Source organism: Gillisia sp. Hel1_33_143 (genome assembly GCF_900104765.1).
GTDB lineage: Bacteria > Bacteroidota > Bacteroidia > Flavobacteriales > Flavobacteriaceae > Gillisia.
This window is the reverse complement of record NZ_LT629737.1, coordinates 852,799-874,593: the sequence shown is the minus strand read 5'-3', so window position 1 is coordinate 874,593 and position 21,795 is coordinate 852,799. Positions and strand designations below refer to the sequence as shown.

The 21,795-nt window shown below is 34.4% G+C and carries 25 protein-coding genes; 14 read left to right on the top strand and 11 right to left on the bottom strand.

All coding sequences use genetic code 11. The features are described from left to right. Positions 1 to 2: 2 nt before the first annotated feature. The 4 genes from BLT84_RS03845 to can all read left to right on the top strand — a co-directional run bounded on the left by BLT84_RS03845 (position 3) and on the right by can (position 3,637). Positions 3 to 752, top strand: a complete 750-nt coding sequence (locus BLT84_RS03845) for a tetratricopeptide repeat protein (RefSeq protein WP_091263020.1) — start codon at positions 3 to 5, stop codon at positions 750 to 752. 80 nt (positions 753 to 832) lie between these two features. Beyond that, positions 833 to 1,120, top strand: coding sequence for a hypothetical protein (locus BLT84_RS03840; protein WP_091263019.1), 288 nt, complete (start codon positions 833 to 835; stop codon positions 1,118 to 1,120). A gap of 270 nt (positions 1,121 to 1,390) precedes the next feature. Continuing rightward, positions 1,391 to 2,980, top strand: coding sequence for a SulP family inorganic anion transporter (locus tag BLT84_RS03835; RefSeq protein ID WP_091263016.1), 1,590 nt, complete (start codon positions 1,391 to 1,393; stop codon positions 2,978 to 2,980). A 21-nt stretch (positions 2,981 to 3,001) separates the two neighbouring features. Further along, positions 3,002 to 3,637: a carbonate dehydratase gene (can, locus tag BLT84_RS03830; protein WP_034887323.1), complete on the top strand. Its 636-nt coding sequence runs from the start codon at positions 3,002 to 3,004 to the stop codon at positions 3,635 to 3,637. 75 nt (positions 3,638 to 3,712) lie between these two features. Here the strand turns inward: can and BLT84_RS03825 are convergent, their stop codons facing one another. Then, complete coding sequence (locus tag BLT84_RS03825) at positions 3,713 to 4,249, bottom strand: CvpA family protein (RefSeq protein ID WP_091263014.1); 537 nt, start codon at positions 4,247 to 4,249, stop codon at positions 3,713 to 3,715. 47 nt (positions 4,250 to 4,296) lie between these two features. Between BLT84_RS03825 and BLT84_RS03820 the strand changes: the two genes are divergently transcribed. The 4 genes from BLT84_RS03820 (at position 4,297) to BLT84_RS03810 (ending at position 6,304) form a co-directional block, all read left to right on the top strand. Then, positions 4,297 to 4,653, top strand: a complete 357-nt coding sequence (locus BLT84_RS03820) for a hypothetical protein (RefSeq protein WP_034887327.1) — start codon at positions 4,297 to 4,299, stop codon at positions 4,651 to 4,653. Between the two features lie 64 nt (positions 4,654 to 4,717). Then, positions 4,718 to 5,737: a phenylalanine--tRNA ligase subunit alpha gene (gene pheS, locus BLT84_RS03815; protein WP_034887329.1), complete on the top strand. Its 1,020-nt coding sequence runs from the start codon at positions 4,718 to 4,720 to the stop codon at positions 5,735 to 5,737. A 1-nt stretch (position 5,738) separates the two neighbouring features. After that, positions 5,739 to 5,906 (top strand): hypothetical protein, encoded by a 168-nt coding sequence (locus BLT84_RS16145; protein WP_172822439.1) that lies wholly within the window; start codon positions 5,739 to 5,741, stop codon positions 5,904 to 5,906. Positions 5,907 to 5,908: 2 nt separating this feature from the next. Next, positions 5,909 to 6,304 carry a hypothetical protein gene (locus tag BLT84_RS03810; protein ID WP_091263012.1) on the top strand — a complete coding sequence of 132 codons (396 nt, stop codon included), beginning with the start codon at positions 5,909 to 5,911 and terminating at the stop codon, positions 6,302 to 6,304. A gap of 92 nt (positions 6,305 to 6,396) precedes the next feature. Here BLT84_RS03810 and BLT84_RS03805 read toward each other — a convergent pair whose 3' ends face one another. Both BLT84_RS03805 and BLT84_RS03800 read right to left on the bottom strand, forming a co-directional pair. Continuing rightward, positions 6,397 to 7,293, bottom strand: a complete 897-nt coding sequence (locus BLT84_RS03805) for an EamA family transporter (protein WP_091263010.1) — start codon at positions 7,291 to 7,293, stop codon at positions 6,397 to 6,399. 51 nt (positions 7,294 to 7,344) lie between these two features. Then, a complete protein-coding gene (locus BLT84_RS03800) occupies positions 7,345 to 8,340 on the bottom strand; it encodes an NAD(P)H-dependent glycerol-3-phosphate dehydrogenase (RefSeq protein WP_091263008.1) in 996 nt (331 codons plus the stop codon). A gap of 294 nt (positions 8,341 to 8,634) precedes the next feature. Here BLT84_RS03800 and lysM point away from each other — a divergent pair, with 294 nt between their 5' ends. Next, the gene (lysM, locus tag BLT84_RS03795; protein WP_034887337.1) at positions 8,635 to 9,135 is read left to right on the top strand and encodes a peptidoglycan-binding protein LysM; all 501 of its coding nucleotides are present in this window, start codon (positions 8,635 to 8,637) and stop codon (positions 9,133 to 9,135) included. 152 nt (positions 9,136 to 9,287) lie between these two features. Here lysM and nadD read toward each other — a convergent pair whose 3' ends face one another. The 4 genes from nadD to BLT84_RS03775 form a co-directional block, all read right to left on the bottom strand. After that, positions 9,288 to 9,872 carry a nicotinate (nicotinamide) nucleotide adenylyltransferase gene (gene nadD / locus BLT84_RS03790; RefSeq protein WP_091263006.1) on the bottom strand — a complete coding sequence of 195 codons (585 nt, stop codon included), beginning with the start codon at positions 9,870 to 9,872 and terminating at the stop codon, positions 9,288 to 9,290. 2 nt (positions 9,873 to 9,874) lie between these two features. Then, positions 9,875 to 10,456: a guanylate kinase gene (gmk, locus tag BLT84_RS03785; RefSeq protein ID WP_034887341.1), complete on the bottom strand. Its 582-nt coding sequence runs from the start codon at positions 10,454 to 10,456 to the stop codon at positions 9,875 to 9,877. Then, positions 10,456 to 11,313 (bottom strand): YicC/YloC family endoribonuclease, encoded by an 858-nt coding sequence (locus BLT84_RS03780; RefSeq protein WP_091263004.1) that lies wholly within the window; start codon positions 11,311 to 11,313, stop codon positions 10,456 to 10,458. Before BLT84_RS03780 ends, gmk begins: the two co-directional genes overlap by 1 nt. A 71-nt stretch (positions 11,314 to 11,384) precedes the next feature. Beyond that, entirely contained in the window at positions 11,385 to 12,350 is a 966-nt protein-coding gene (locus BLT84_RS03775) for a YheT family hydrolase (protein ID WP_091263003.1), read from the bottom strand. A 104-nt stretch (positions 12,351 to 12,454) separates the two neighbouring features. Between BLT84_RS03775 and BLT84_RS03770 the strand changes: the two genes are divergently transcribed. Continuing rightward, positions 12,455 to 12,940 (top strand): acyl-CoA thioesterase, encoded by a 486-nt coding sequence (locus BLT84_RS03770; RefSeq protein WP_034887350.1) that lies wholly within the window; start codon positions 12,455 to 12,457, stop codon positions 12,938 to 12,940. Here the strand turns inward: BLT84_RS03770 and BLT84_RS03765 are convergent. Genes BLT84_RS03765 through BLT84_RS03755 form a run of 3 tightly spaced genes read right to left on the bottom strand, consistent with a single transcriptional unit; the run spans position 12,924 to position 14,940 of the window. Then, the gene (locus BLT84_RS03765; RefSeq protein WP_034887352.1) at positions 12,924 to 13,826 is read right to left on the bottom strand and encodes a DMT family transporter; all 903 of its coding nucleotides are present in this window, start codon (positions 13,824 to 13,826) and stop codon (positions 12,924 to 12,926) included. The two genes, BLT84_RS03770 and BLT84_RS03765, sit on opposite strands and share 17 nt — an antisense overlap. Continuing rightward, positions 13,819 to 14,172 carry an arsenate reductase family protein gene (locus BLT84_RS03760; RefSeq protein ID WP_091263001.1) on the bottom strand — a complete coding sequence of 118 codons (354 nt, stop codon included), beginning with the start codon at positions 14,170 to 14,172 and terminating at the stop codon, positions 13,819 to 13,821. The genes BLT84_RS03765 and BLT84_RS03760 overlap by 8 nt, the downstream gene beginning before the upstream one ends. Before the next feature lie 57 nt (positions 14,173 to 14,229). Beyond that, entirely contained in the window at positions 14,230 to 14,940 is a 711-nt protein-coding gene (locus tag BLT84_RS03755) for a DUF3298 and DUF4163 domain-containing protein (protein ID WP_231556142.1), read from the bottom strand. Positions 14,941 to 15,073: 133 nt separating this feature from the next. Between BLT84_RS03755 and BLT84_RS03750 the strand changes: the two genes are divergently transcribed. Continuing rightward, on the top strand, positions 15,074 to 16,216 hold the full coding sequence (locus BLT84_RS03750; RefSeq protein WP_091262999.1) for a cystathionine gamma-synthase: 1,143 nt from the start codon (positions 15,074 to 15,076) through the stop codon (positions 16,214 to 16,216). 24 nt (positions 16,217 to 16,240) lie between these two features. On the opposite strand, the gene BLT84_RS03745 is transcribed toward BLT84_RS03750, so the two are convergent. Then, on the bottom strand, positions 16,241 to 17,017 hold the full coding sequence (locus tag BLT84_RS03745; RefSeq protein WP_091262997.1) for a THC0290_0291 family protein: 777 nt from the start codon (positions 17,015 to 17,017) through the stop codon (positions 16,241 to 16,243). Between the two features lie 199 nt (positions 17,018 to 17,216). Here BLT84_RS03745 and gdhA point away from each other — a divergent pair, with 199 nt between their 5' ends. The 3 genes from gdhA (at position 17,217) to BLT84_RS03730 (ending at position 21,763) form a co-directional block, all read left to right on the top strand. Continuing rightward, positions 17,217 to 18,560, top strand: coding sequence for an NADP-specific glutamate dehydrogenase (gdhA, locus tag BLT84_RS03740; RefSeq protein ID WP_091262996.1), 1,344 nt, complete (start codon positions 17,217 to 17,219; stop codon positions 18,558 to 18,560). 77 nt (positions 18,561 to 18,637) lie between these two features. Next, positions 18,638 to 19,357: a DNA repair protein RecO gene (recO, locus tag BLT84_RS03735; protein ID WP_091262994.1), complete on the top strand. Its 720-nt coding sequence runs from the start codon at positions 18,638 to 18,640 to the stop codon at positions 19,355 to 19,357. Beyond that, positions 19,358 to 21,763 carry a TonB-dependent receptor plug domain-containing protein gene (locus BLT84_RS03730; protein ID WP_091262992.1) on the top strand — a complete coding sequence of 802 codons (2,406 nt, stop codon included), beginning with the start codon at positions 19,358 to 19,360 and terminating at the stop codon, positions 21,761 to 21,763. The last annotated feature ends 32 nt before the right edge of the window (positions 21,764 to 21,795 follow it).

Sequence of the window (21,795 nt, the reverse complement as noted above, 5' to 3'; positions counted from 1 at the left end):
CTATGAGAAATTTATTTTATATCCTTTTGTTCTGTCTATGCTTGCCTGTAGCAGCTCAAAATGATTCTTTATTCGATAAAGCGAATACCGCCTATAATGAAGGAGATTATAATGCCGCAATAAGTAATTATCAAAAGATCATAGATCAAGGTGAAGCTTCTTCAGAATTATATTATAACCTGGCTAATGCCCATTATAAATTAAGCCATATTGCACCTAGTGTTTACTATTATGAAAAGGCCTTAAAGTTAGATCCAAACGATAAAGATGTTAAAAATAACTTGGCATTCGCAAATAACATGGTAATAGATGATATTAAGGAAGTGCCTAAAGCAGGTATATCAAATTCCTTCAACAATTTTGTGAACACCTTAAGCTACAATACATGGGCATGGATAGGCGTGTTGTTCTCTGCACTATTTGCAGTATTCTTTATTCTATATTATTTCAGTATATCTCCTAGATTTAAGCGAGTTTTCTTTGGAGTAGCTATGGTAGCAGTAATATTGATGATATTTTCTGTAATCTCCGGATTTCACCAAAAAAGTAATATTCAAGATTCAAAATTTGCCATTGTCTTTGCTGAAGAGGTTGCTGTAAGAAGTGAGCCAAATTTAAGAGGAGATGAGCAGTTCACACTTCATGAGGGTACAAAGATAGAAGTTCTTAATACCTATCAGAATTGGGTAAAGCTCCAACTTGCAAATGGAGATCAAGGCTGGCTAGAGAAGAATTCTTTAAAATTTCTTTAATTAGAAGTATCTCTAGAATGGGCAGGATTATAATGTAGTTTAGCGTTCACTACTCATTCTTAATTACTATTTTTGCAGAAATGATGAAAACTGCTTATATATTGGTATTTATTTTTGTGAGTTTTCTCACAGTGCCAACAGTGGTTATAATTATTGATGAGCATACAGATATTTCTTTTGTTTTTTCTACTACAGAAGAAGAGCATGCTAAGAATAACATTACAATAGAATTTACATTCAATGCTCCAAGAACTAATCAGTTCAGTATAGACTATTTGAGCAAGAACATTATGATCTGGCATAAAGAAAAGCATGAATTACAATCGCTTTATCCGGAGGTTACTTCCCCGCCTCCAGAGTTGGTTTAATATCTTTCACTTTTAGGGTATCCATGTAGATGCGGTAATAAGCATTAGAATTCTCAATATCTAAGAGTCTACTAGTTTAATTATTGTTTCTGTTTTGGCATTATGATTACCCATTTCAATTATTTAACAATTATAGAATAAGATTGGTTTCTTCACTTTAAAAATTAGTGAAACCAAGATCTCTAAGCGCCCCATAGCAAATTGCCAGGGCATTCACATCTTTGATTTTTAATCAATTGATAGAGACATTTCTAACAACATATTATATACATGTTTAAAAATTTAAAAAATGATATCCCTTCAAGTTTAGTGGTATTTTTTGTTGCGCTACCATTATGTTTAGGTATCGCCCTTGCCAGTGGAGCTCCATTATTTGCTGGTGTTATCGCCGGAATTATTGGAGGAATAGTAGTAGGTGCTGCTTCAGGCTCTTCTCTAGGAGTAAGTGGTCCTGCAGCAGGATTAGCAGTAGTGGTGCTTACAGCTATAGCAGATCTTGGAAGCTATGAGTTATTTCTTGTTGCGGTAGTTATTGCCGGAATTTTACAGGTTATTCTAGGATTGCTAAAAGCAGGAGTTATTGGATATTTCTTTCCTTCTGCGGTAATTAAAGGAATGTTATCTGCTATTGGAATTATTATTTTCCTAAAACAGATTCCTTTAGCAATGGGTTTTGATGATCAATCTAATAGTGTATTCTCATTTTTTGAAACTACCGGGCAAGATACCTTTTTAAGTCTGGCGCATATGACAGACTTCGTTTCTATTGGTGTAGTAACAATTACAGCAATTTCATTAGCAATTTTACTAATTTGGGATAAGGTACTAGCAAAAAAGAACAAATTCTTTAAATTAGTACCGGGTCCATTAGTGGCTGTTATTGCAGGGATCATCTATCAATTGTTATTTTCTGATAGTTCTTCAATGTTTGAAATTCACGGTAGAAACTTAGTTTCTGTACCAGTGCCAGAGAGCGCTTCAGACTTTATTGGTCAGTTCACATTTCCAGATTTTTCACAATTGGGGAATACTAAGGTCTATATAGTAGCAATCACCATTGCCATAGTAGCCAGTTTAGAAACGCTTTTAAGTGTTGAAGCTACAGATAAACTAGATCCACAGAAGAGAGTAACGCCTACCAATAGAGAGTTAATTGCACAAGGAATAGGTAATTCAATTTCTGGTCTAGTTGGAGGTTTACCAATAACTCAGGTTATTGTAAGAAGTTCTGCGAATGTTATGAGTGGAGGGAAAACAAAACTTTCTGCTATCATTCACGGATTTTTATTGCTTTTTAGTGTTATGTTAATTCCGCATTTTTTAAATTTAATCCCACTAGGCGTATTGGCTGCGGTTCTATTAATTATTGGATACAAATTGGCTAATCCTAAGCAATTTATACAAATGTTCAAATTAGGAAAATCTCAATTTATTCCTTTTGTGGTTACTGTAGTAGCCATTGTAGCTACAGATCTATTGGTTGGAATTATGTTAGGGCTTGCTGTGGGAATTGTGACTATCTTAATAAACAGTTATAAGAACTCTCACTTTTTACATATTGAAGATGTATCTAGCGGAAAGAGTAAAGTGAAAATGGTTTTTGCTGAAGAGGTGACGTTCTTGAACAAAGGTGCAATTCAACGTGAGTTAGCTTCTATGCCAAAGAATTCTGATCTTATATTAGACGTTACCAAAACAAGATCTTTAGATCTGGATGTTTTGGAGATCTTAGATGATTTTGCAATTACTGCGGCAAATAAGAATATAGATATTACATTAATTTCAGAAATAGGAGAATTTAGAAACCCTCAAAGCTATAGAGAGATATTTGGAGTAGAAGTGTTTCAGTCTGCTCATTAATAAGAATTTAAAATAAATAGTATGAAAGATTTATATGAAAATCTAGTTAAGAACAATAGAAAGTGGGTAGAGAGTAAATTAGCTGTAGACCCAGAATATTTTGAGAGATTAGCCAAAGGTCAAACTCCACCCGTACTTTGGATTGGATGTGCAGACAGTCGTGTTCCTGCAAATGAAATTATTGGTGCAGAACCGGGAGAAGTATTTGTACATCGAAATATAGCAAACATGGTTGTACACTCAGACATGAACATGTTGAGCGTTCTAGATTATGCTGTAAATGTATTAAAGGTAAAACACGTAATTGTTTGTGGACATTATGGTTGTGGAGGAGTAAATGCAGCTATGGATAATAAATCTATAGGTTTAATAGATAACTGGATAAGACATATTAAAGACGTTTATAGATTGCATAAAACAGAGCTAGATACTATTGAAGATAAGAAAGAGCGCTTTGATAAATTTGTTGAGATAAACGTAAAAGAACAAGTTTATGATCTGGCTAAAACCTCTATTATTCAAGGAGCTTGGGAGAGCAACCAAGAAATAGCAGTACATGGCTGGGTTTATGGAGTAGGTTCTGGAATTATAAAAGACCTACAAGTTAATATTAGCAGTAATAAGCAGTTAGACGAAGTTTATCAACTAGACTTTTAATAAGGTTCCTATTTCTTAGCACCTTATAATTTTACTTTAGAAGATCGATATCATATTTTTGATGTCGGTCTTTTTTTATTGTATATCTTTTTCCTTTTCTTCTTCATTGTTTAAAATGTTGAGGTCTTTAGCTTCTTGTATTATAGCCGGAATTAGCGCAGGAGCTAAAGTTCTTACAGGCCTGTAGAGTACAGAACTATCTAAAGTTTCTTTATCTACTATTTGAAAAGCTTCCTGAGTACTAGAAAAGAACATAATTATAACACTGGTTATAAAAGCTACTTTAATAATTCCAAAAGCCGCACCTAAAAGCTTATTTATTAAGCCTAAGAATACCAGATTTGCAATTTTTGTAAGCGCTCTTCCTGCCCATGAGATGGTAAAGGCAATTAGAATAAATGTAATGGCAAAAGAAAATAGATGAATGAGTTGAGAATCCCATTTTGTAATGGTAGACAGGTAGTGGCTTACATTGTGAGAAAAATAGACCGCACCGTAAATTCCGGCTACAAAGGCTATAAGGGAAGCAAGTTCTGCCAAAAACCCTCTAAACAATCCTCGAACAAGGCCATACAATAAAAGTACAGCCAGAACAATATCAACAATATTCATGTTTTAAAGATAGTATTTACAAAATCTAAGATACGTATCTTTGCCCAATGGCAAGAGATGAACAATTAAAAGAACGTTGGCTGGTATTGCAAAGCAAGCTTTCCAATCAGTTCGCAGATGGCGATTTATTAGATTTAGATGCTGTAATTTATTTGATAGGAGTTCAAGAACTGGGGCAACCACACAAGAAATATAAGAAAGATCATAAAATAGATCTAATGCATATAGCTATTTGCAGGTTATTAGAGCCGTATGGCTATTATCAATTTGATTTTGTAGATGAGGATGGCTGGCCACATTATAAGATTTTAGAGGTCTTACCTAATTTAAAGGCAGGAGAACAATCGGTTTTAATGAAAGAGGCCATCGTGCAATATTTTCTAGAAAAGGAATATATACAATAAGGATAGATGTTGATGACTAAAAGCACTTTTTTGCTAAATTTGTCAACTTTAAAGAAATGAATTCATGATTGATAAGATAAAGGAACATATAACTCAGGTACAGAACTTTCAGGCTGCTACAAAAGAAGAATTAGAAGCTTTCAGAATTAAATATTTAGGGAAGAAAGGCTTGCTAAATGAGTTCTTTGCTGAATTTAAGAATGTTCCTAATGAGCAAAAGAAAGATTTTGGACAGGCTATTAATACTTTAAAAAATTCTGCTCAGGATAAGGTTAATCAGTTAAAAGAATCATTAGAAGGGCAACAAGAAGAAAAAGGAGTTTATGGAGATCTTACCAGACCCTCTGCTCCTATAGAGATTGGTGCTAGACATCCCATTTCTATTGTAAAAAATCAAATCATCGAAATCTTTTCTAACATAGGATTTAATGTTTCTGAAGGTCCGGAGATAGAAGATGACTGGCATAACTTTACAGCTTTGAACCTACCGGAATATCATCCGGCAAGAGATATGCAGGATACTTTCTTTATTCAGACAGATCCGGATATTCTTTTACGTACACATACCTCTTCGGTGCAGGTGCGTTATATGGAAGAGAACAAACCACCAATTAGAACAATATCTCCTGGACGTGTTTTTAGAAACGAAGCAATTTCTGCGAGGTCGCATTGTATCTTTCATCAGGTAGAGGGGTTGTATATAGACAAAGACGTGTCTTTTGCAGATCTAAAACAAACCTTATTATATTTTACCAAGCAAATGTTTGGAAAGTCTAAGATAAGACTGAGACCTTCTTATTTCCCATTTACAGAGCCTAGTGCAGAAGTAGATATTTATTGGGGACTAGAAACAGAAACAGATTATAGAATTACCAAAGGAACAGGATGGTTAGAGATCATGGGCTGTGGGATGGTAGATCCTAACGTACTTAAAAATTGTGGGATAGATCCTACAGAGTATACCGGTTTTGCATTTGGTATGGGAATAGAAAGAATTGCCATGCTTTTATATCAAATAGGAGATATACGTATGTTTTATGAAAATGATGTACGCTTCTTAGAACAATTCAAATCATCTTTGTAATATGAAAAAAATCGGATTCTTAATCTTGGCAATTATAATATTTGCCATTATTCTTTATGTAACATTTATTTTAGCGGTGGTTAAGATCGTAGTTGGTGCTGTGCTATTTGTTGCTGCAGCTATTTTCCTCGCTATTATCTATTATAAGATAAAACACAAATTGCAGTAATTTTGAAAAAAGATATTGAAATTCCAGAAGTTAAAGGCGTATATGTTGCTGCAGTGCGAGAAAAGCATGCAGAATATCAAACTATGGATTGGAATGCTTATATAATTAACGATACCGATACGGCATTAGAGATGGTGCTTTTAGTAACAAGAGGCTATACAGAACTTGATACTACCTCTACCATGAGGCATTCTATTAAGGTGTTACCAGCAAAGTCTTTTGCTAAAATAGAGTTCCTTCAAGAAGATGTATTAAAGCTTAATAATGAATTTGCGGTTACTTTTTTTGCAGACAACAAAATGTTTGAAAGAACCTATGTTTTTGAACAAAATACGATAGCTGAAAAAGATGTAAAAGCACTGCCGGTTATGATCCAGAAAGGGATCTTAGCAAGTTAATAGTTCAAATATAAAATAATAAGAAAGTCCGCTGAAAAGTTATTTCAGCGGACTTTCTTGTTATAATAGTTTTACTTAAAAGCTATTATATCTTATATTTTGTTCTTTTTCTTAGGAAGGTTCATCACTACCACAGAAAGTAGAATGATGATGATCCCTATCCATTGATAGATGTTCACTACTTCATTAAGTAATAGATATGCCATTAGCACAGCTACAGGAAGTTCTACAGAAGAAATAATGGCTCCCAGACCAACATTTATCTTAGGCATCCCGGCAGTAAACAAGATTGGAGGCAATATGGTTCCAAAAAGGGCTAATAGAGGTCCCCACATATAAAAGATCTCAAAGTTGAATTGCTCAATAAGATAAGGTGCAGAAATAATAGCTACTATAATAGTTCCCCCAACCATCATCCATAAACTTCTTCTAAGTGAATGTAACTGCAGCGCTACAGTATTAGAAGTGTAAATGGTAATAGTGTAAGAAACGGCAGCTAAAAGCCCCCAGCCAATTCCTCTCCAGTCTAGGTCTATATCTCCCATTAGCATATTGGTTGCTAACACCGTTCCTGCTAAAATTACCATTACAGCTATGATCTTTTGTGCTGAAGGTTTTTTCTTAGCAACAATAGATTCTAAGAAAACTCCCATCCAAACACTTTGCATTAAAAGCACTATCCCAATAGAAACAGGGATATACCTAACAGCCAAATAATAAAATGTACTTGTAAGACCTAAAGAAGTTCCGGCAAGCATCAGTTTCATGATACTTTTGGACTTAGGTTCTATATGTGATGTTTGCTTACCTTTTACGAACAGGAAATTAATAATTATCAATCCTATTAATCCCAGAATCATTTGAGAGAAAGTGATCTCGTAAGATGTAAAATTTTCGGCATAGGCCATTTTTACGAATGTAGTAAGCATCCCATAGCTGGATGCTCCTAAGGCTACCAAAAGGCTGCCTTTAAGTATAGAATTCTTCATGTTATTTGTTAAGCGACAGGAGAAAATCCTGTTTTTAGAATAGGTAATGTATTAATCTAGTTTTTCAGCAAGTTTATTGAAGACCTTTTTAGGATTCTTTCCTTCATATAAAATAGCGTATACAGCATTTATTATTGGAGTCTTGGCTCCTTTTTCCTGATTTATCTTATAGGCGCTTTCTGTTGCATAATAACCCTCTGCAACCATGCTCATTTCCATTTGGGCGCTCTTTACAGTATATCCTTTCCCAATCATATTCCCGAACATTCTGTTGCGGCTAAAGACAGAATACCCCGTAACTAAAAGATCTCCTAAGTAGGCAGAATCATTAATGTTACGTTTCATCTTATGTACTTTCTTAATAAACTTCTTCATTTCTCTAATAGCATTGCTCATTAAAACACTCTGGAAGTTATCTCCATATCCTAAACCATGAGCAATCCCAGCAGCGATAGCGTAAATGTTCTTAAGCATTGCCGCGTATTCTGTGCCAGTAACATCATCACTGGTTTTGCAGGTAATATAATCGCTTTGTAAATGATCTGCCATGATTTTAGCCTTAGCTTCATCTAAGCAGGCAATGGTAAGATATGAAAGTCTCTCTAACGCAACCTCTTCTGCATGACATGGCCCTGTAATTACCCCAAAGTTCTCATCTAGTACTCCATATTCCTGATTGAAATGTTCTCCAACAATTAGACTGCTCTCCGGAACAATCCCTTTTATAGCAGAAAAGATTACCTTATCTTTTAATGAAACATTTAGCTGATCTAATTCTTTCTTTACAAAAGCAGATGGAATTGCAAAGATCAAGTAATCTGAAGCTTCTACAATCTCATTAATATCGTTGCTTAAATTAAGCTGATTTACATCAAATTCAACAGAACTAAGATAATTTGGATTGTGATCTTGAGTTCTAATGTGCTCTATAGCAGTCTTGCTACGCATATACCAGTTTATAGTGTCAAGATTCTCTGTAAGCATCTTAACTATAGCAGTGGCCCAGCTTCCGCCACCTATAACACCAAATTTGGGAGAGTTCGTCATATTGAATTTATTCGCGTCAAAAATACAATAATTTAAATAATTTAAAGAATCGAGAATTTTAATACAATCCTCCACAATGATTTAAAGCTTTCTACGTTAGAATAGAGAGAATGGTTAGGAATATCTATTTCTCAATTATTTTAGTTTTTTGGGTTGGTTATTTAGTAAAACAGCATTGCAGATTTTATTTGCAGTGCTGTTTTTCTTTTTAATTTAAGTAACAAAACTTTAATACTTTATTCTGAAAAGGTAATGGAGGGATTTTGTATTTTAGAATAAACAAAAAAACAACATATGGGATTATTTAATTTTATTAAGAATGCTGGAGAAAAATTATTTGGAAAAGATAAAAAAGCCAAAGAATCCTCTCCAGAAGTTACCAAAACCAACATCCAAAAAGAGCATGATGAAGATTTGAAAGTTGCTTCAAGGTTGAAGGAAACTATTCAGGATCTTAATTTGAAAGTGAGTAATTTAAATATTACTATAGATGGAGAACTGGCAACTGTTTCTGGATTGGCGTATGATCAATCTAATAAAGAAAAGATAGTGCTTGTAGTTGGAAATGTAGATGGTATTGCACAGGTTCAGGATAATCTTGAGGTTGAGAATAAAGAACCAGAATCTGTATTTCATACGGTAGAAAGAGGAGATACCTTAAGTAAAATAGCTAAGGAGCATTATGGGAATGCCAATAAATATCACACGATATTCGAAGCAAATAAACCTATGCTTTCAGATCCAGATAAGATATACCCAGGGCAAGTATTGAGAATACCGGCTTTAGATAAATAATATATTATAATAGAATAGTTTTAAAGCACTGTTTAAAGAATTTGCGAATATTACATTGAGCGCAGTCGAAGTGCTAGGTTATTGTTCCACAATGAAAAAAGTAGGATCATTTAATCAACCCGATGTTCAAAATAATTCTTTAAACAGTTTTTTTATTTATAGAAATTCATTCTATCTGCATATTCCCACACCTTCTCTGGTAACATCGGTTGGATATTCTTCTTTTCTTTAATTGCTTTCCTAATGAATGTAGAAGATAATTCAATTATTGGTGCATCAACTCTATGAATTTTAGAATGATCTTTAAATTGATTTTCAACAATACCTCCAGATATTCTTGGATAAACGTATATGGAATGTCTTTCTAAGATCACTTCATAATTTTTCCATTTATGGAAGCTTTTCAAATTATCTTCTCCCATTATTAAAGAGAAATCGTGAGTGGGATGTTTTTCTTCTAAAGCTACCAACGTAGTGGTGGTATAATTAGGTTGAGGTAATTTAAATTCTATATCACTAGGCTTTAACTTCTCATAACCTTCACAAGCCAATAAAGCCATTTCTAATCTATGATGATTGTCTAAAAGGCTGCTTTTTTTCTTAAAAGGATTGTGAGGTGTAACTACCAACCAAATTTCATCCAGGTCTGAAAATTCTGCCATATAATTGGCAATTATCAAATGGCCCATATGGATTGGGTTAAAAGTACCAAAGTATAAGCCTATCTTCTTTTTCATGTCTAATCTACATTTGCCTCTACAAAATTAGAAACCAAATTATAGGCTTCATCTAATGCAGTTTGTAGATGAATATTTTCAATGATAAAATCGAATTGAGGTGCGGTAGCCAGTTCTATAGATGCTTTTGCAACCCGCATATTTATTTTGTCATCAGATTCTGTCTTACGTTTTTTCAAACGTATCTTCAGCTCTTCAATACTAGGAGGTTTTACAAAGACCGCAAGAGTTTTTTCCGGATAGATGTTCTTAATATCCAGTCCTCCTACCACATCAATATCAAAGATCACATGTTTGCCATGAGACCAGATACGTTCTATCTCTGCCTTTAAAGTTCCATAGAAATTGTCTCTATACACTTCTTCCCATTCTAAGAACTCCTCATTTTTTATTTTTTTCTTAAAATCTGAAAGGCTTAAGAAATAATAATCTTTAGCATCTACCTCTTCTGGTCTTGGCGCTCTAGAGGTTGCAGAAATTGAGAATTCCAGGTTTAATTCTTTCTTAGCTAATAGGTAGTGTACGATGGTTGTTTTTCCAGATCCCGAAGGTGCAGAAAAAACTATAAGCTTACCGGTGTTCATTAAAGTACGTTTAAAAGTTGTTCTTTGATCTTCTCTAATTCGTCTTTCATTTGCACCACCAGCTGTTGCATAGGGGCGTAGTTAGATTTACTTCCAATGGTATTGATCTCTCTACCCATTTCTTGAGAAATAAATCCAAGTTTTCTACCATTGGAATCTTCAGAATCTATGGCTTCTTTAAAATAATCTAAGTGATTGTTCAATCTTACTTTTTCTTCAGTAATATCAAATTTCTCTATGTAGAACATTAATTCCTGTTCAAACCTATTCTCATCAACTTTCTCTTTAAGATCTGCCACTCCCTTTCTTAATCTTTCTTTTACTCCGGCTATTCTTTCCGGATCTATGGCAATGATCTCCTCTAAAAGTCTTTCAATATTTTCTATTCGTAATTTTAGATCTTTTTCCAACGCATTTCCTTCGTCAGATCTAAAATTATTGATCTCTACTAATGCCTGTTTAACAGCCTCTTCAATAGATTCAAATTCAGTTTCATCAATTTCTTCACGATCTGTTTTTAAAGCATCGGGCATTCTAACCGCCATCTTTAACAGCTCTGTTTCATCACCATTGCTAAGCTCTCTAAGCTGATTCATGTATTTTTTAACCACTGCTGGGTTAATAGAAGCCGTAGTTTCTTCTCCGGTAACTTCAACATAAAGAGAGAAATCTACTTTTCCACGAGTAAGCGAATTACCAATAAGATTACGCAAAGGCAATTCTTTTTCTCGGTATTGTCCCGGGATTCTGGCATTTAAGTCTAAATTTTTGCTGTTAAGCGACTTAATTTCTACGGTGATCTTTTTGGAAGGAAGTTGCAAAAGGCTTTTCCCAAACCCGGTCATTGATTGAATCATGCTTGATTTTTAAAAGGTTGGGCAAAGATAATCAAATCTTCACCAGCACAAAGAAACTTCCGCAAAGTCTGTTAACTATGAGATTTTATAAATTCTAAAGCTCTTTCTTCAGAATACGTATGTTCTTTCTTCTGAAGAAATCCTACATGACCACCATATTCTGGAAGCTCTAAATAGAAATTAGAATTGCTTTTTGCAAGCGCTACAGGATAACACGAATCAGATAAAAATTCATCGTTCTTGGCATTTATAAGAAGCGTTGGGATCTTAATATTTTTAATAAAATTTAGTGCGCTACTTTTGGAATAATAATCTGCAGCATCTTTAAAACCATGAGCCTTGCTTGTGTAAAGATCATCTATAGAAACCAAAGTTTTACAAGAATCTATCTTTGCTCTATCCAGGTCTTTAGGAAACTTACCTTCTCTTAAATACAGTTGTTCTTTTAATTTCTTTACGAACCTTTTAGAATACAGACTGTTCTTGGATTCTGCCAGTTTTTGACATGAGCCGGCAAGGTCTACTGGAGTTGATATAGCAACTGCCGCTATCAATTCTTTAGGAAGTTCATTCCCTTCACCTAAATATTTGAGTACCACATTACCGCCTAAGCTAAATCCATTTAGTGCAATCTGTGTATATTTTTGTTTAGATAGAATTTCAGTTATTACGGCTTTAAGATCTTCGCTAGCCCCTGCATTATAAGATCTATAAAGTCTATTCATCTCCCCACTGCAACCTCTAAAATTCATAGCAGCTACATCCCAGCTTTTATTATTGAATAATTTTGCCAATCCAGTTACATAAGGCCTTTGTGCATTACCTTCTAAGCCGTGCAGTATGATCAATACTTTAGTAGATTTTTTTTTAGCTGAATAACTCCAGTCTATATCTAAAAAATCTCCATCTTCCAGCTCAATCCTTTCTCTGTGTTGATCTACATCTTTTACTTTTCTAAAAACTGAAGTGTAAATAGTAGAAATATGATAGTTCCTAAATAAATAAGAAGGGCGATAATGACTTTTGAGTAGTGGCATAATGGCAAATTTCGGGAAATTTTACTCGTGAGCATAGGTTAAACCTCATTTAAAATGTTATGCATGCATAATAATAATTTGTATTTTTATCGAAAATTTTAAATATGTATACTAAAGAATTTGATATAAGATGGAGTGATATAGATGCGAACAGGCATTTAGCAAATACCGCATACATCAATTTTATGAGTCATACCCGTATGGGATTTTTAATGGAAAATGGTTTTGGACAAGAAGAAATGGCAGTTCACAATTTAGGTCCGGTAGTGTTTTATGAGCATGTATATTATTTCAAAGAGGTTTTTGCAGGAAAACCTGTAAAAGTAAGTTTGGAATTAAAAGGTCTGTCTGAAGATGGAATGTATTTTGAATTTGCTCATAATTTCTACGATCATAAGGGTAGAAATTTTGCTCATTGTGAGATGATGGGTGCTTGGATAGATTTAAAAGAACGAAAGTTGTCTAGATTGCCGCAAGAATTATACAAAAAATTAGACCAGCTTTCTCATACTGAAGATTTTAAAATTCTTACAAAAGAAGATACTCGTAGATTTGGTAAAAAGCCTGTAGATCTTAAGACAGAGATCTAGAGGTCTTCGTTTTCTTGGTAACCATATAAACTCCTGCAAAAACCAAAATTGCAGCAACTATTTTTACGGTTCCTAAAGTATCTGCGCCGGTACTAACTGCGAAAATAATTGCGATTAGCGGTTGTAAGTAAATAAACGAGCTTATGGTAGCTGCAGAAAGCTCTTTTAAGGCAAAAATGTTAAGTAAATAAGTGGCAAAGGTGGTTCCAACTACAACAAAGCCTAATTTCCAGATGGCGTGAATGGGGAGCGCACTCCACGCAACCTCTTTAAATTCTGAGATCGTTATTGGGAAATTGATGATCACCGCAAATAAAAAGAGCCATTTCATAAGTGTAAATGGATGATATTTTGCAGTTAAAGGTTTTACAAGGATAAGATACATCCCGTAGGAGAAAGCATTTATTATAAAGAAGAAATTTCCTAAAGGAATATTTGGTGCATTGGCGGTGTGTTGATTGCTAAAAAATATTAGTGTTAAGGCACCTCCAAGGCCCACAATAATGCCAATGATCTTAAGGAAAGTTATTTTTTCTTTAATAAGAATTGCTGCTAATATTAATACCAGAATTGGTGATACGGTAATAATTACAGAACTGTTAATTGGCGTAGAAAGACTTAATCCTTTAAAAAATAGTAGCATATTTATTACCATTCCAAATACAGCGCATCCTAAAATCCTTGGCCAATCTGAAGTTGATATCTTTTCTTTGGGTCCCCAAAAGCTGATAAGCCAAAAAAGAATCGCTGCGCCGGTAACTCTTAAAAGGATAAATCCAAAAGGTTGAATATAAATAGGCATCACATCTTTAGCTATAGTATGATTTATACCATAGATGGTGCTTGCCGCAATTGCTGCTAAAATAGCAAGCATCCTTTTACTCATGAATAGCTTTTTTCGCGGCCTCCACTGTTTTTTTTGCATTACCTATAAAGATCTTGTCATTATCAATGATTACAGGTCTCTTTAAAAAAGTATAATGCTCTAAGATCAAATTTTTGTAACGGTCTTCAGAAAGATCTTCGTTCTTTAGCTCTCTTTCTTTATAAAGTCTGGCTCTTTTGCTAAAAAGTGCCTCATAACTGCCAGCTAATTCTTTCATTTCATCTAATTGATCCTCTGTGATCTGTTCTTCTTTTATATCCTGAAGAATAAATGCTGAAGATGGCTCAATTTCACTTAAGATCTTTTTGCAGGTTCCACAAGTGGATAGATGGTATATTTTTTTCATGATATTGTATTTAAAACAAAATAGATCAATTTACTTCTCAGAACATTTGAAAGGCTATTAGTTCAAATTCATATAATTCTGTGCTTTCTCCATAGGGATCACTAATTGAATTCCGCCTTCAGAATAAGATGCTACCTCGTAGGCATTATATCTTAAAATGATCTTATTGTTTAAGATTCCAATATTTTGCGGTAAATGAAATTGATCGTCTTCAAAGAAAAATCCAGTACTATTGATAGATTCATTTTCAGGAATTTCATTCTTTTCTCTAAAAAGCTTTTCTGCATATTGCTTAAATTCTGAATTGAATATCATATCGTTTGATAAGATATTTCCGGTTTCCGGATCAAAATTTACGTAAGTAATACTGGTATAGCCATGGGCACCTCCGGTAAAAAGAGCCAATTTGTATTCTATAGAAATTACTTCAGGAGTTTCATTTACTAATTTTCCTTCTACAGATGCTTCCCATGGAATGTTATATTCCGGGAACTCTTTGGCAGAGGCTTCATAGTTATCCATAAATCTTTGCACCAAGGCTTCTAAGCTAGAAATATCATCTTCTTCCTGATAATCTACTAGACTTATAATGTGTTGTTCAATATTATCGTTCAATGCTTTACTAACCTCGCCCTTATTGGTGGCCATAGGAGTGTGAATACTTATAAAAGCACAATTCTCTTCTTCAGAAACACAATTTGTTTCAGAAACTTGGTCTAGTGCAATCTCTTCAAAGGTTAATTCAGTTTTGTCATTAGTACATCCCACAAGTATCACAAGGATTAAGAGGGTTGAAAGCAGTTTTTTCACGATAGATATTCATTGTTAAATTAGGGATAAAGGTACGTGCTATTTTGTCAATCGCAAATACGAGCATTACTTTTACATTAAATATTTAAGTATGAAATTTAACACCAAAACTATACATGGAGGACAGCAAAATATAGACCCTGCTTATGGCTCTGTAATGCCTCCAATATACCAGACAAGCACTTATTCCCAAACCACTCCTGGGGGGCATAAAGGTTATGAATATTCTCGCAGCGCAAATCCAACACGTACTGCATTAGAAAATGCACTGGCTAGTATTGAGAATGGAAAATTTGGTTTAGCATTTGGTTCTGGTCTTGCCGCTATAGATGCGGTAATGAAACTCTTTAAACCGGGAGATGAAATTATTTCTACCAATGATCTTTATGGTGGTTCATATAGATTATTTACAAAAATATTTGAAGGTCTAGGTCTTAAATTTCACTTTGTTGGAATGCAGGATTCTTCTAAAATAGAATCATTAATCAATACCAATACAAAACTTATCTGGGTAGAAACTCCCACAAATCCAATGATGAGTATTATAGATATAGAAGCTGTTGCAGCGGTATCTAAAAAGCATAATTTAATATTGGCTGTAGATAATACCTTTGCTACTCCCTATTTACAGCAACCTTTGGAGCTTGGTGCCGATATTGTAATGCATAGTGCCACCAAATACCTTGGCGGCCATAGTGATGTGGTGATGGGATCTTTGGTGGTGAATGATAAAGGGCTTGCAGATAAACTTTATTTCATACAAAATGCCAGTGGCGCAATTGCTGGGCCAATGGATAGTTTTTTAGTGCTTAGAGGAATAAAGACTTTACATATTAGAATGCAAAGACACTGTGAAAATGGAGAGAAAATAGCCCATTTTCTAAGATCTCATCCTAAAGTAGATAAGGTATACTGGCCAGGATTTGAAGATCATCCAAATCATGAAATTGCTAAAAAACAAATGTCTGGGTATGGAGGAATGATCTCGTTTACTACAAAGGAGAACTCTCTAAAGGGAGCTGTAAGTGTAGTAGAAAAATTAAAAGTCTTCACTTTGGCAGAGTCCCTTGGAGGTGTTGAATCTTTAGCCGGGCATCCGGCAAGTATGACGCATGCTTCTATTCCAAAAGAGGAACGAGAAAAAACAGGTGTGGTAGATTCTTTAATTAGGCTTAGCGTTGGAATTGAAGATGAAGAAGATCTAATTTCAGATCTTAAACAAGCTTTAGCTTAGCAATGCATTTATTATTTTTTAAAATTAGAAGTTCAAATAATAGATATAGCCCACATTAACCCAAAGAATCCAATCTTTTGCTTTATTCTGTGGGGCATCTATATTAAGACCATCTAGCCAATCTGTATTATAATAATGCCATCTAGATTCTATTGCCAGATCGCTAGAGCGTGTTAATTTGTAACGTGCGCCTGCACTTGCAGCAACCGCCCAGGTAGAGCCGTTGGAAAGATCTATACCACCTACAAAGGTTGGGAATACATTGTTAGGATCGTCTAAAGAACCAAGATCTGAATACGCACCTGGCTGGTAATTTACAAAATGAACTCCCAGGCTAACAAATGGTGAAAAAAGATAGGAAAACGCGGTATAATCTCTAATGCTTAAAGGATAGTATTCTAACGAAGCTCCAATTTCAATAGTTTGAGACTCTCCATGCATAGCCCTCAATAATTTTCCTCCAATACTTCTTTTAGCAGCTACAGGACCATAATGTTCTAGTTTAGATTTAAAATAATCTATTTCTGTACGAATCTTAAAATGATCATTGAAGTAACGATCTCTGGTATAGCAACTACACTCTGCTCTGTAAGCAAAGTTCATATAATGTACCAAACCCAATCCAAAACCAGAGTTACTTATATTATTTTGAATATCCCATCGTTCGCCATAATCTGTAAAAAAGGAGGTTGGGCCCACTAATACTCCAATTTCATTAGAAATTCCGAGTTGGGCATAACCTCTTTCAGAATAAGACAGAAAGAGAACGCATATTAATATAAATAGTAGGGATTTCTTCATATGAAGGGGCATTGAAGTCTAAACAAAGATATAAAATCCTACTTAACGAAATATTAACTTTTTGCATTAATATATGCAGTCTGTATATTAGGGCGTTAATTTTATATCAAAATATAAAAAATGACGATACTTCATCATATTCCTTTTATATTTGTATGAAATTACGATAAAGTTATAATAACAATATTATCACTACATTATGGATAAAAATGTAAAAGATTTTTTAGATGTTGTTTCTAAAAGAAATCAAAACGAACCCGAATTTATGCAAGCTGTTCATGAGGTTGCAGAAACGGTGATCCCATTTATAGAAAAGAATAAAAAATATCAAAATGCCATGTTGTTAGAGCGCATGGTGGAGCCAGAGAGAGTAATTATGTTTCGTGTGCCTTGGTTAGATGATGAGGGAAAAACTCAGATCAACAGAGGTTTTAGAATTCAGATGAACTCTGCTATTGGACCTTATAAAGGTGGATTACGTTTTCACCCAACGGTAAACCTTAGCGTTCTTAAATTTCTTGCTTTTGAACAAGTATTCAAAAACAGCCTTACAACTTTGCCAATGGGTGGAGGTAAAGGTGGTTCAGACTTTGATCCAAAAGGAAAGTCTGATAATGAAGTAATGAAGTTTTGCCAAAGTTTTATGACAGAGCTTCAACGCCATATTGGAGCAGATACAGATGTGCCTGCTGGAGATATTGGAGTTGGTGGACGTGAGATTGGATTCTTATTTGGGCAGTACAAACGCTTAAGAAATGAATTTACCGGAATTCTTACCGGAAAAGGTCTTACGTATGGTGGGTCTTTAATTAGACCAGAAGCTACAGGATACGGAAACGTATATTTTGCACAAAATATGTTGCAAAGAAAGAACGATAGTTTTGAAGGAAAAACCGTTGTGATTTCAGGTTCTGGAAACGTTGCGCAATATGCAGCAGAGAAAGCAACAGAGTTAGGAGCTAAGATCATCACAATGTCAGATTCTGGAGGATACATTCTTGATGAAGCTGGAATAGATGAAGATAAATTAGCATTTATCATGGATCTTAAGAATGTTAAGAGAGGAAGAATTAGCGAGTACGTAGATAAATACGCTAGCGCGAAATATTTTGAAGGAGAAACTCCTTGGGGTGTTAAGTGTGATGTAGCGCTTCCTTGTGCAACTCAAAATGAGTTACATGAGAAAGATGCTAAGACATTGGTAGATAACGGATGTATGCTTGTAGGAGAAGGTGCTAACATGCCTTGTACTCCAGAAGCTATTGAGGTATTCCAGAGAGCTAAGATCTTATTTTCTCCAGGAAAAGCTTCTAATGCTGGTGGAGTAGCTACTTCAGGTTTAGAAATGTCTCAAAACTCTATGAGATATAGCTGGACTTCAGAAGAAGTAGATAAAAAACTTAATGAGATCATGAAAGATATTCACGATGCTTGCGTAGAATACGGAAGTGATGATAATGGATATGTTGATTATGTTAAAGGAGCAAACATTGCAGGATTTGTGAAAGTTGCAGATGCGATGCTAGCACAAGGAGTAGTATAGTTTACTACACTATAAAATTTTAGAAAAAGCCACTGTAAAGTGGCTTTTTTGCTATCTTCAAGTTTTATATTTTCCAAATGCAAATTCATACAGAAGCCATAGTTATTAGCGCTTTAAAATATTCTGAGGCAGATCTCATTGTAAAATGCTACACGCAAACTAGCGGACTTAAAACGTATTTGCTAAGAGGTATTTTAAAATCAAAAAAAGGCAAGTTCAAAACCTCCATGTTTCAACCTTTAACGCAGTTGGAAATAGATGCCAATCATAAAGATAAAGGCACTTTAGAATATATGCAGGAAGCTAAGGTGGTTTATACGTATAGATCTTTGCACACCAATGTGGTAAAATCTACACTCGTATTATTCCTTTCTGAGATCCTTCGGAATGCTATTCAGGAAGAGGAGCAAAACGAAAGTTTATATCAGTTTTTAAAGAATAGCATGAATTGGCTTGATGAACATTCTGAAATTGCAAATTTTCATTTATTGTTCATGCTTAAACTAACACAGTATCTAGGATTTTATCCGGATGATTCTGATATGGACCACTTGTATTTTAATATGTTGGAAGGAGTTTTTCAAGATTCTAAGACTAACAATTATTGCGTAGAGGGCTATAATGTTAGCGTTCTTCAGCAATTCCTACAGGTTAAGTGGGAAGATATTCAGAACATCAAATTATCTAAAGAAAAACGTTCTGATTTTTTAAATATGATGATCCTTTATTTTCAGCTTCATATTGAAAGTTTTAAAAAGCCAAAATCTTTGGCAGTCTTTCATGAAATCTTCAATTAAATGCGCACGATCTTATTATTCATATTCACGTTATTTATTTGTAATATCTCGCTGTATGCCCAAGAGATCAAAGTTCTAGATGAAACCACTTTTTTACCAATATCTAATGTAGCTGTTTATAATAAAGATAGATCTAAAAGTGCAATAAGCGATGAAAATGGAAATATAGATCTTTCTATATTTTCTAGAGAGGACCTCTTAATCTTTCAGCATATTTCGCATTTAGAAAAGAGGATCTTAAAATTAGAGATTTCAGGAGAGCCTGTAATTTATCTTACCGAATACCAAAATTTGTTGAAAGAAGTGGTGCTTTCAGCAAATAGATTTAAGCAACGAAGAAAAGAAGTTGCACAGAAGATTGTAAGTTTAACTAAGGAAGATATTATTTTCTCTAACTCTCAAACCTCTGCAGATTTAATGGAGAGTACGGGCAATGTATATGTTCAAAAAAGTCAACTTGGAGGGGGGAGCCCTATGATAAGAGGATTTTCTACCAATAGGTTATTAATTACGGTAGATGGTGTTAGAATGAATACCGCTATTTTTAGAAGTGGAAATATTCAAAATATCATTTCTATAGATCCGCTTGCCATACAAAGTACAGAGGTTATTATGGGCCCTGGTTCTGTGGTTTATGGGAGTGATGCCATTGGGGGTGTTATGAATTTCTATACCTTAAGTCCTACCTACGCTTCTGCTGTAGCATCTACTTTTTTAGCAAATGCATATGTTAGAACATCTACAGCTAATAACGAACGAACCGTCCATACAGATTTCAATTTCGGGTTACAAAATTGGGCTTTTCTTAGTAGTATTTCTTATTCTGATTTTGGAGATCTTAAAATGGGAAGCCATGGTCCCGATGAATTTTTAAGACCGGAATATGTAATTAGTTCTAGCGGAGAAGATCTGGTAAGAGTCAATAAAGATCGTAAAAAACAAGTGCCTACAGGTTATGAACAGATCAACCTACTTCAAAAAATTTCTTTTAGTCCTAATGATCTTTGGGATCTCAATCTCGGCCTTATTTATTCAAATACGTCTAATTATTCCAGATATGATAGGTTGGAACAAAAGAGCCGTGGAACGTTGAAATATGCAGAGTGGTATTATGGTCCGCAAGCTTGGTTTATGGGAAACATAAAAATTAATAAAAAGGGAGATGGAACGTGGTATGATAATCTTCAATTTACAGGAGCTTATCAAAACTTTGAAGAAAGCAGGTTTGACAGAAAGTTAGCATCAGAAATTCTGTATAGCAATAAAGAAGAAGTACATGCTTATTCCGTGAACTTGGATGTGGTAAAAGATTATAACAAGAATAAATTATTCTATGGTTTGGAATACGTGGCAAACAAGATAAACTCTAGTGGATATGCGTTTAATATTCTTACAGATGCCATTGGGTATAATTCTTCCAGATATCCAGATAAATCTACATGGCAATCTATGGCAGCATATATTAGTTCTAATTGGCAACTTAGAGATGATTTAAATTTACAATATGGATTGAGGTATAATTTTATAAAGATAAAGGCAGATTTTCCGATTGAAACGTATGATTATCCATTTTCTGATGCAAACCTAAATACCGGAGCGTTAACAGGAAATGCAGGTGTAAGCTGGCAACAAAATGAGAAGCTGGAGTGGAAACTTAATCTATCTACAGCATTTAGAGCGCCAAATATAGACGATATTGGAAAGATTTTTGATTCTGAACCTGGTGCTGTAGTTGTTCCAAATCCAGATCTTAAACCTGAGTATGCATATAATGGAGAGCTTAATTTAGGTTGGAAATTGTCTAAAAGAATCACCTTAGATTTAGCTACTTTTTATACCTATCTAGAAGATGCGATGGTTAGACGAGATTTTGTTATAAATGGCAATAGCAGTATAGAATATCAAGGAGAATCTAGCAGAGTTCAAGCAATTCAAAATGCTGCAAGTGCCTATGTTTATGGTTTAGAAGCTGGCGTTGAGGTTAAATTAATAGAAGGTATAAAGTTATTATCTCAGCTTACTTATACAAAAGGAGAAGAAGAGCAGGATAACGGTGAAGAAGCGCCTTTAAGACATGCCGCTCCTATATTTGGAAATACACACATAATATGGGTAAGTGGTAGATTAAAATTGGATCTATTTTCAGAATACAATGGAAAGTTAGATTTTGATGAATTGGCTCCATCAGAACAGAGTAAAGATTATTTATATGCTTTAGACCATAATGATAATCCATATTTTGCAAATTGGTATACTCTTAATGTTACAGGGCAGTTGGCGGTCTCAGATCATTGGGTTACAACACTTTCATTAGAAAATTTTACAGATCAACGATATAGAACCTATTCTTCAGGAATATCTGCAGCAGGGAGAAATTTGATCTTGGCGGTTAGCTATATTTTCTAAAATTTGCTAACCTTCGGAAATCTTTAGATTAA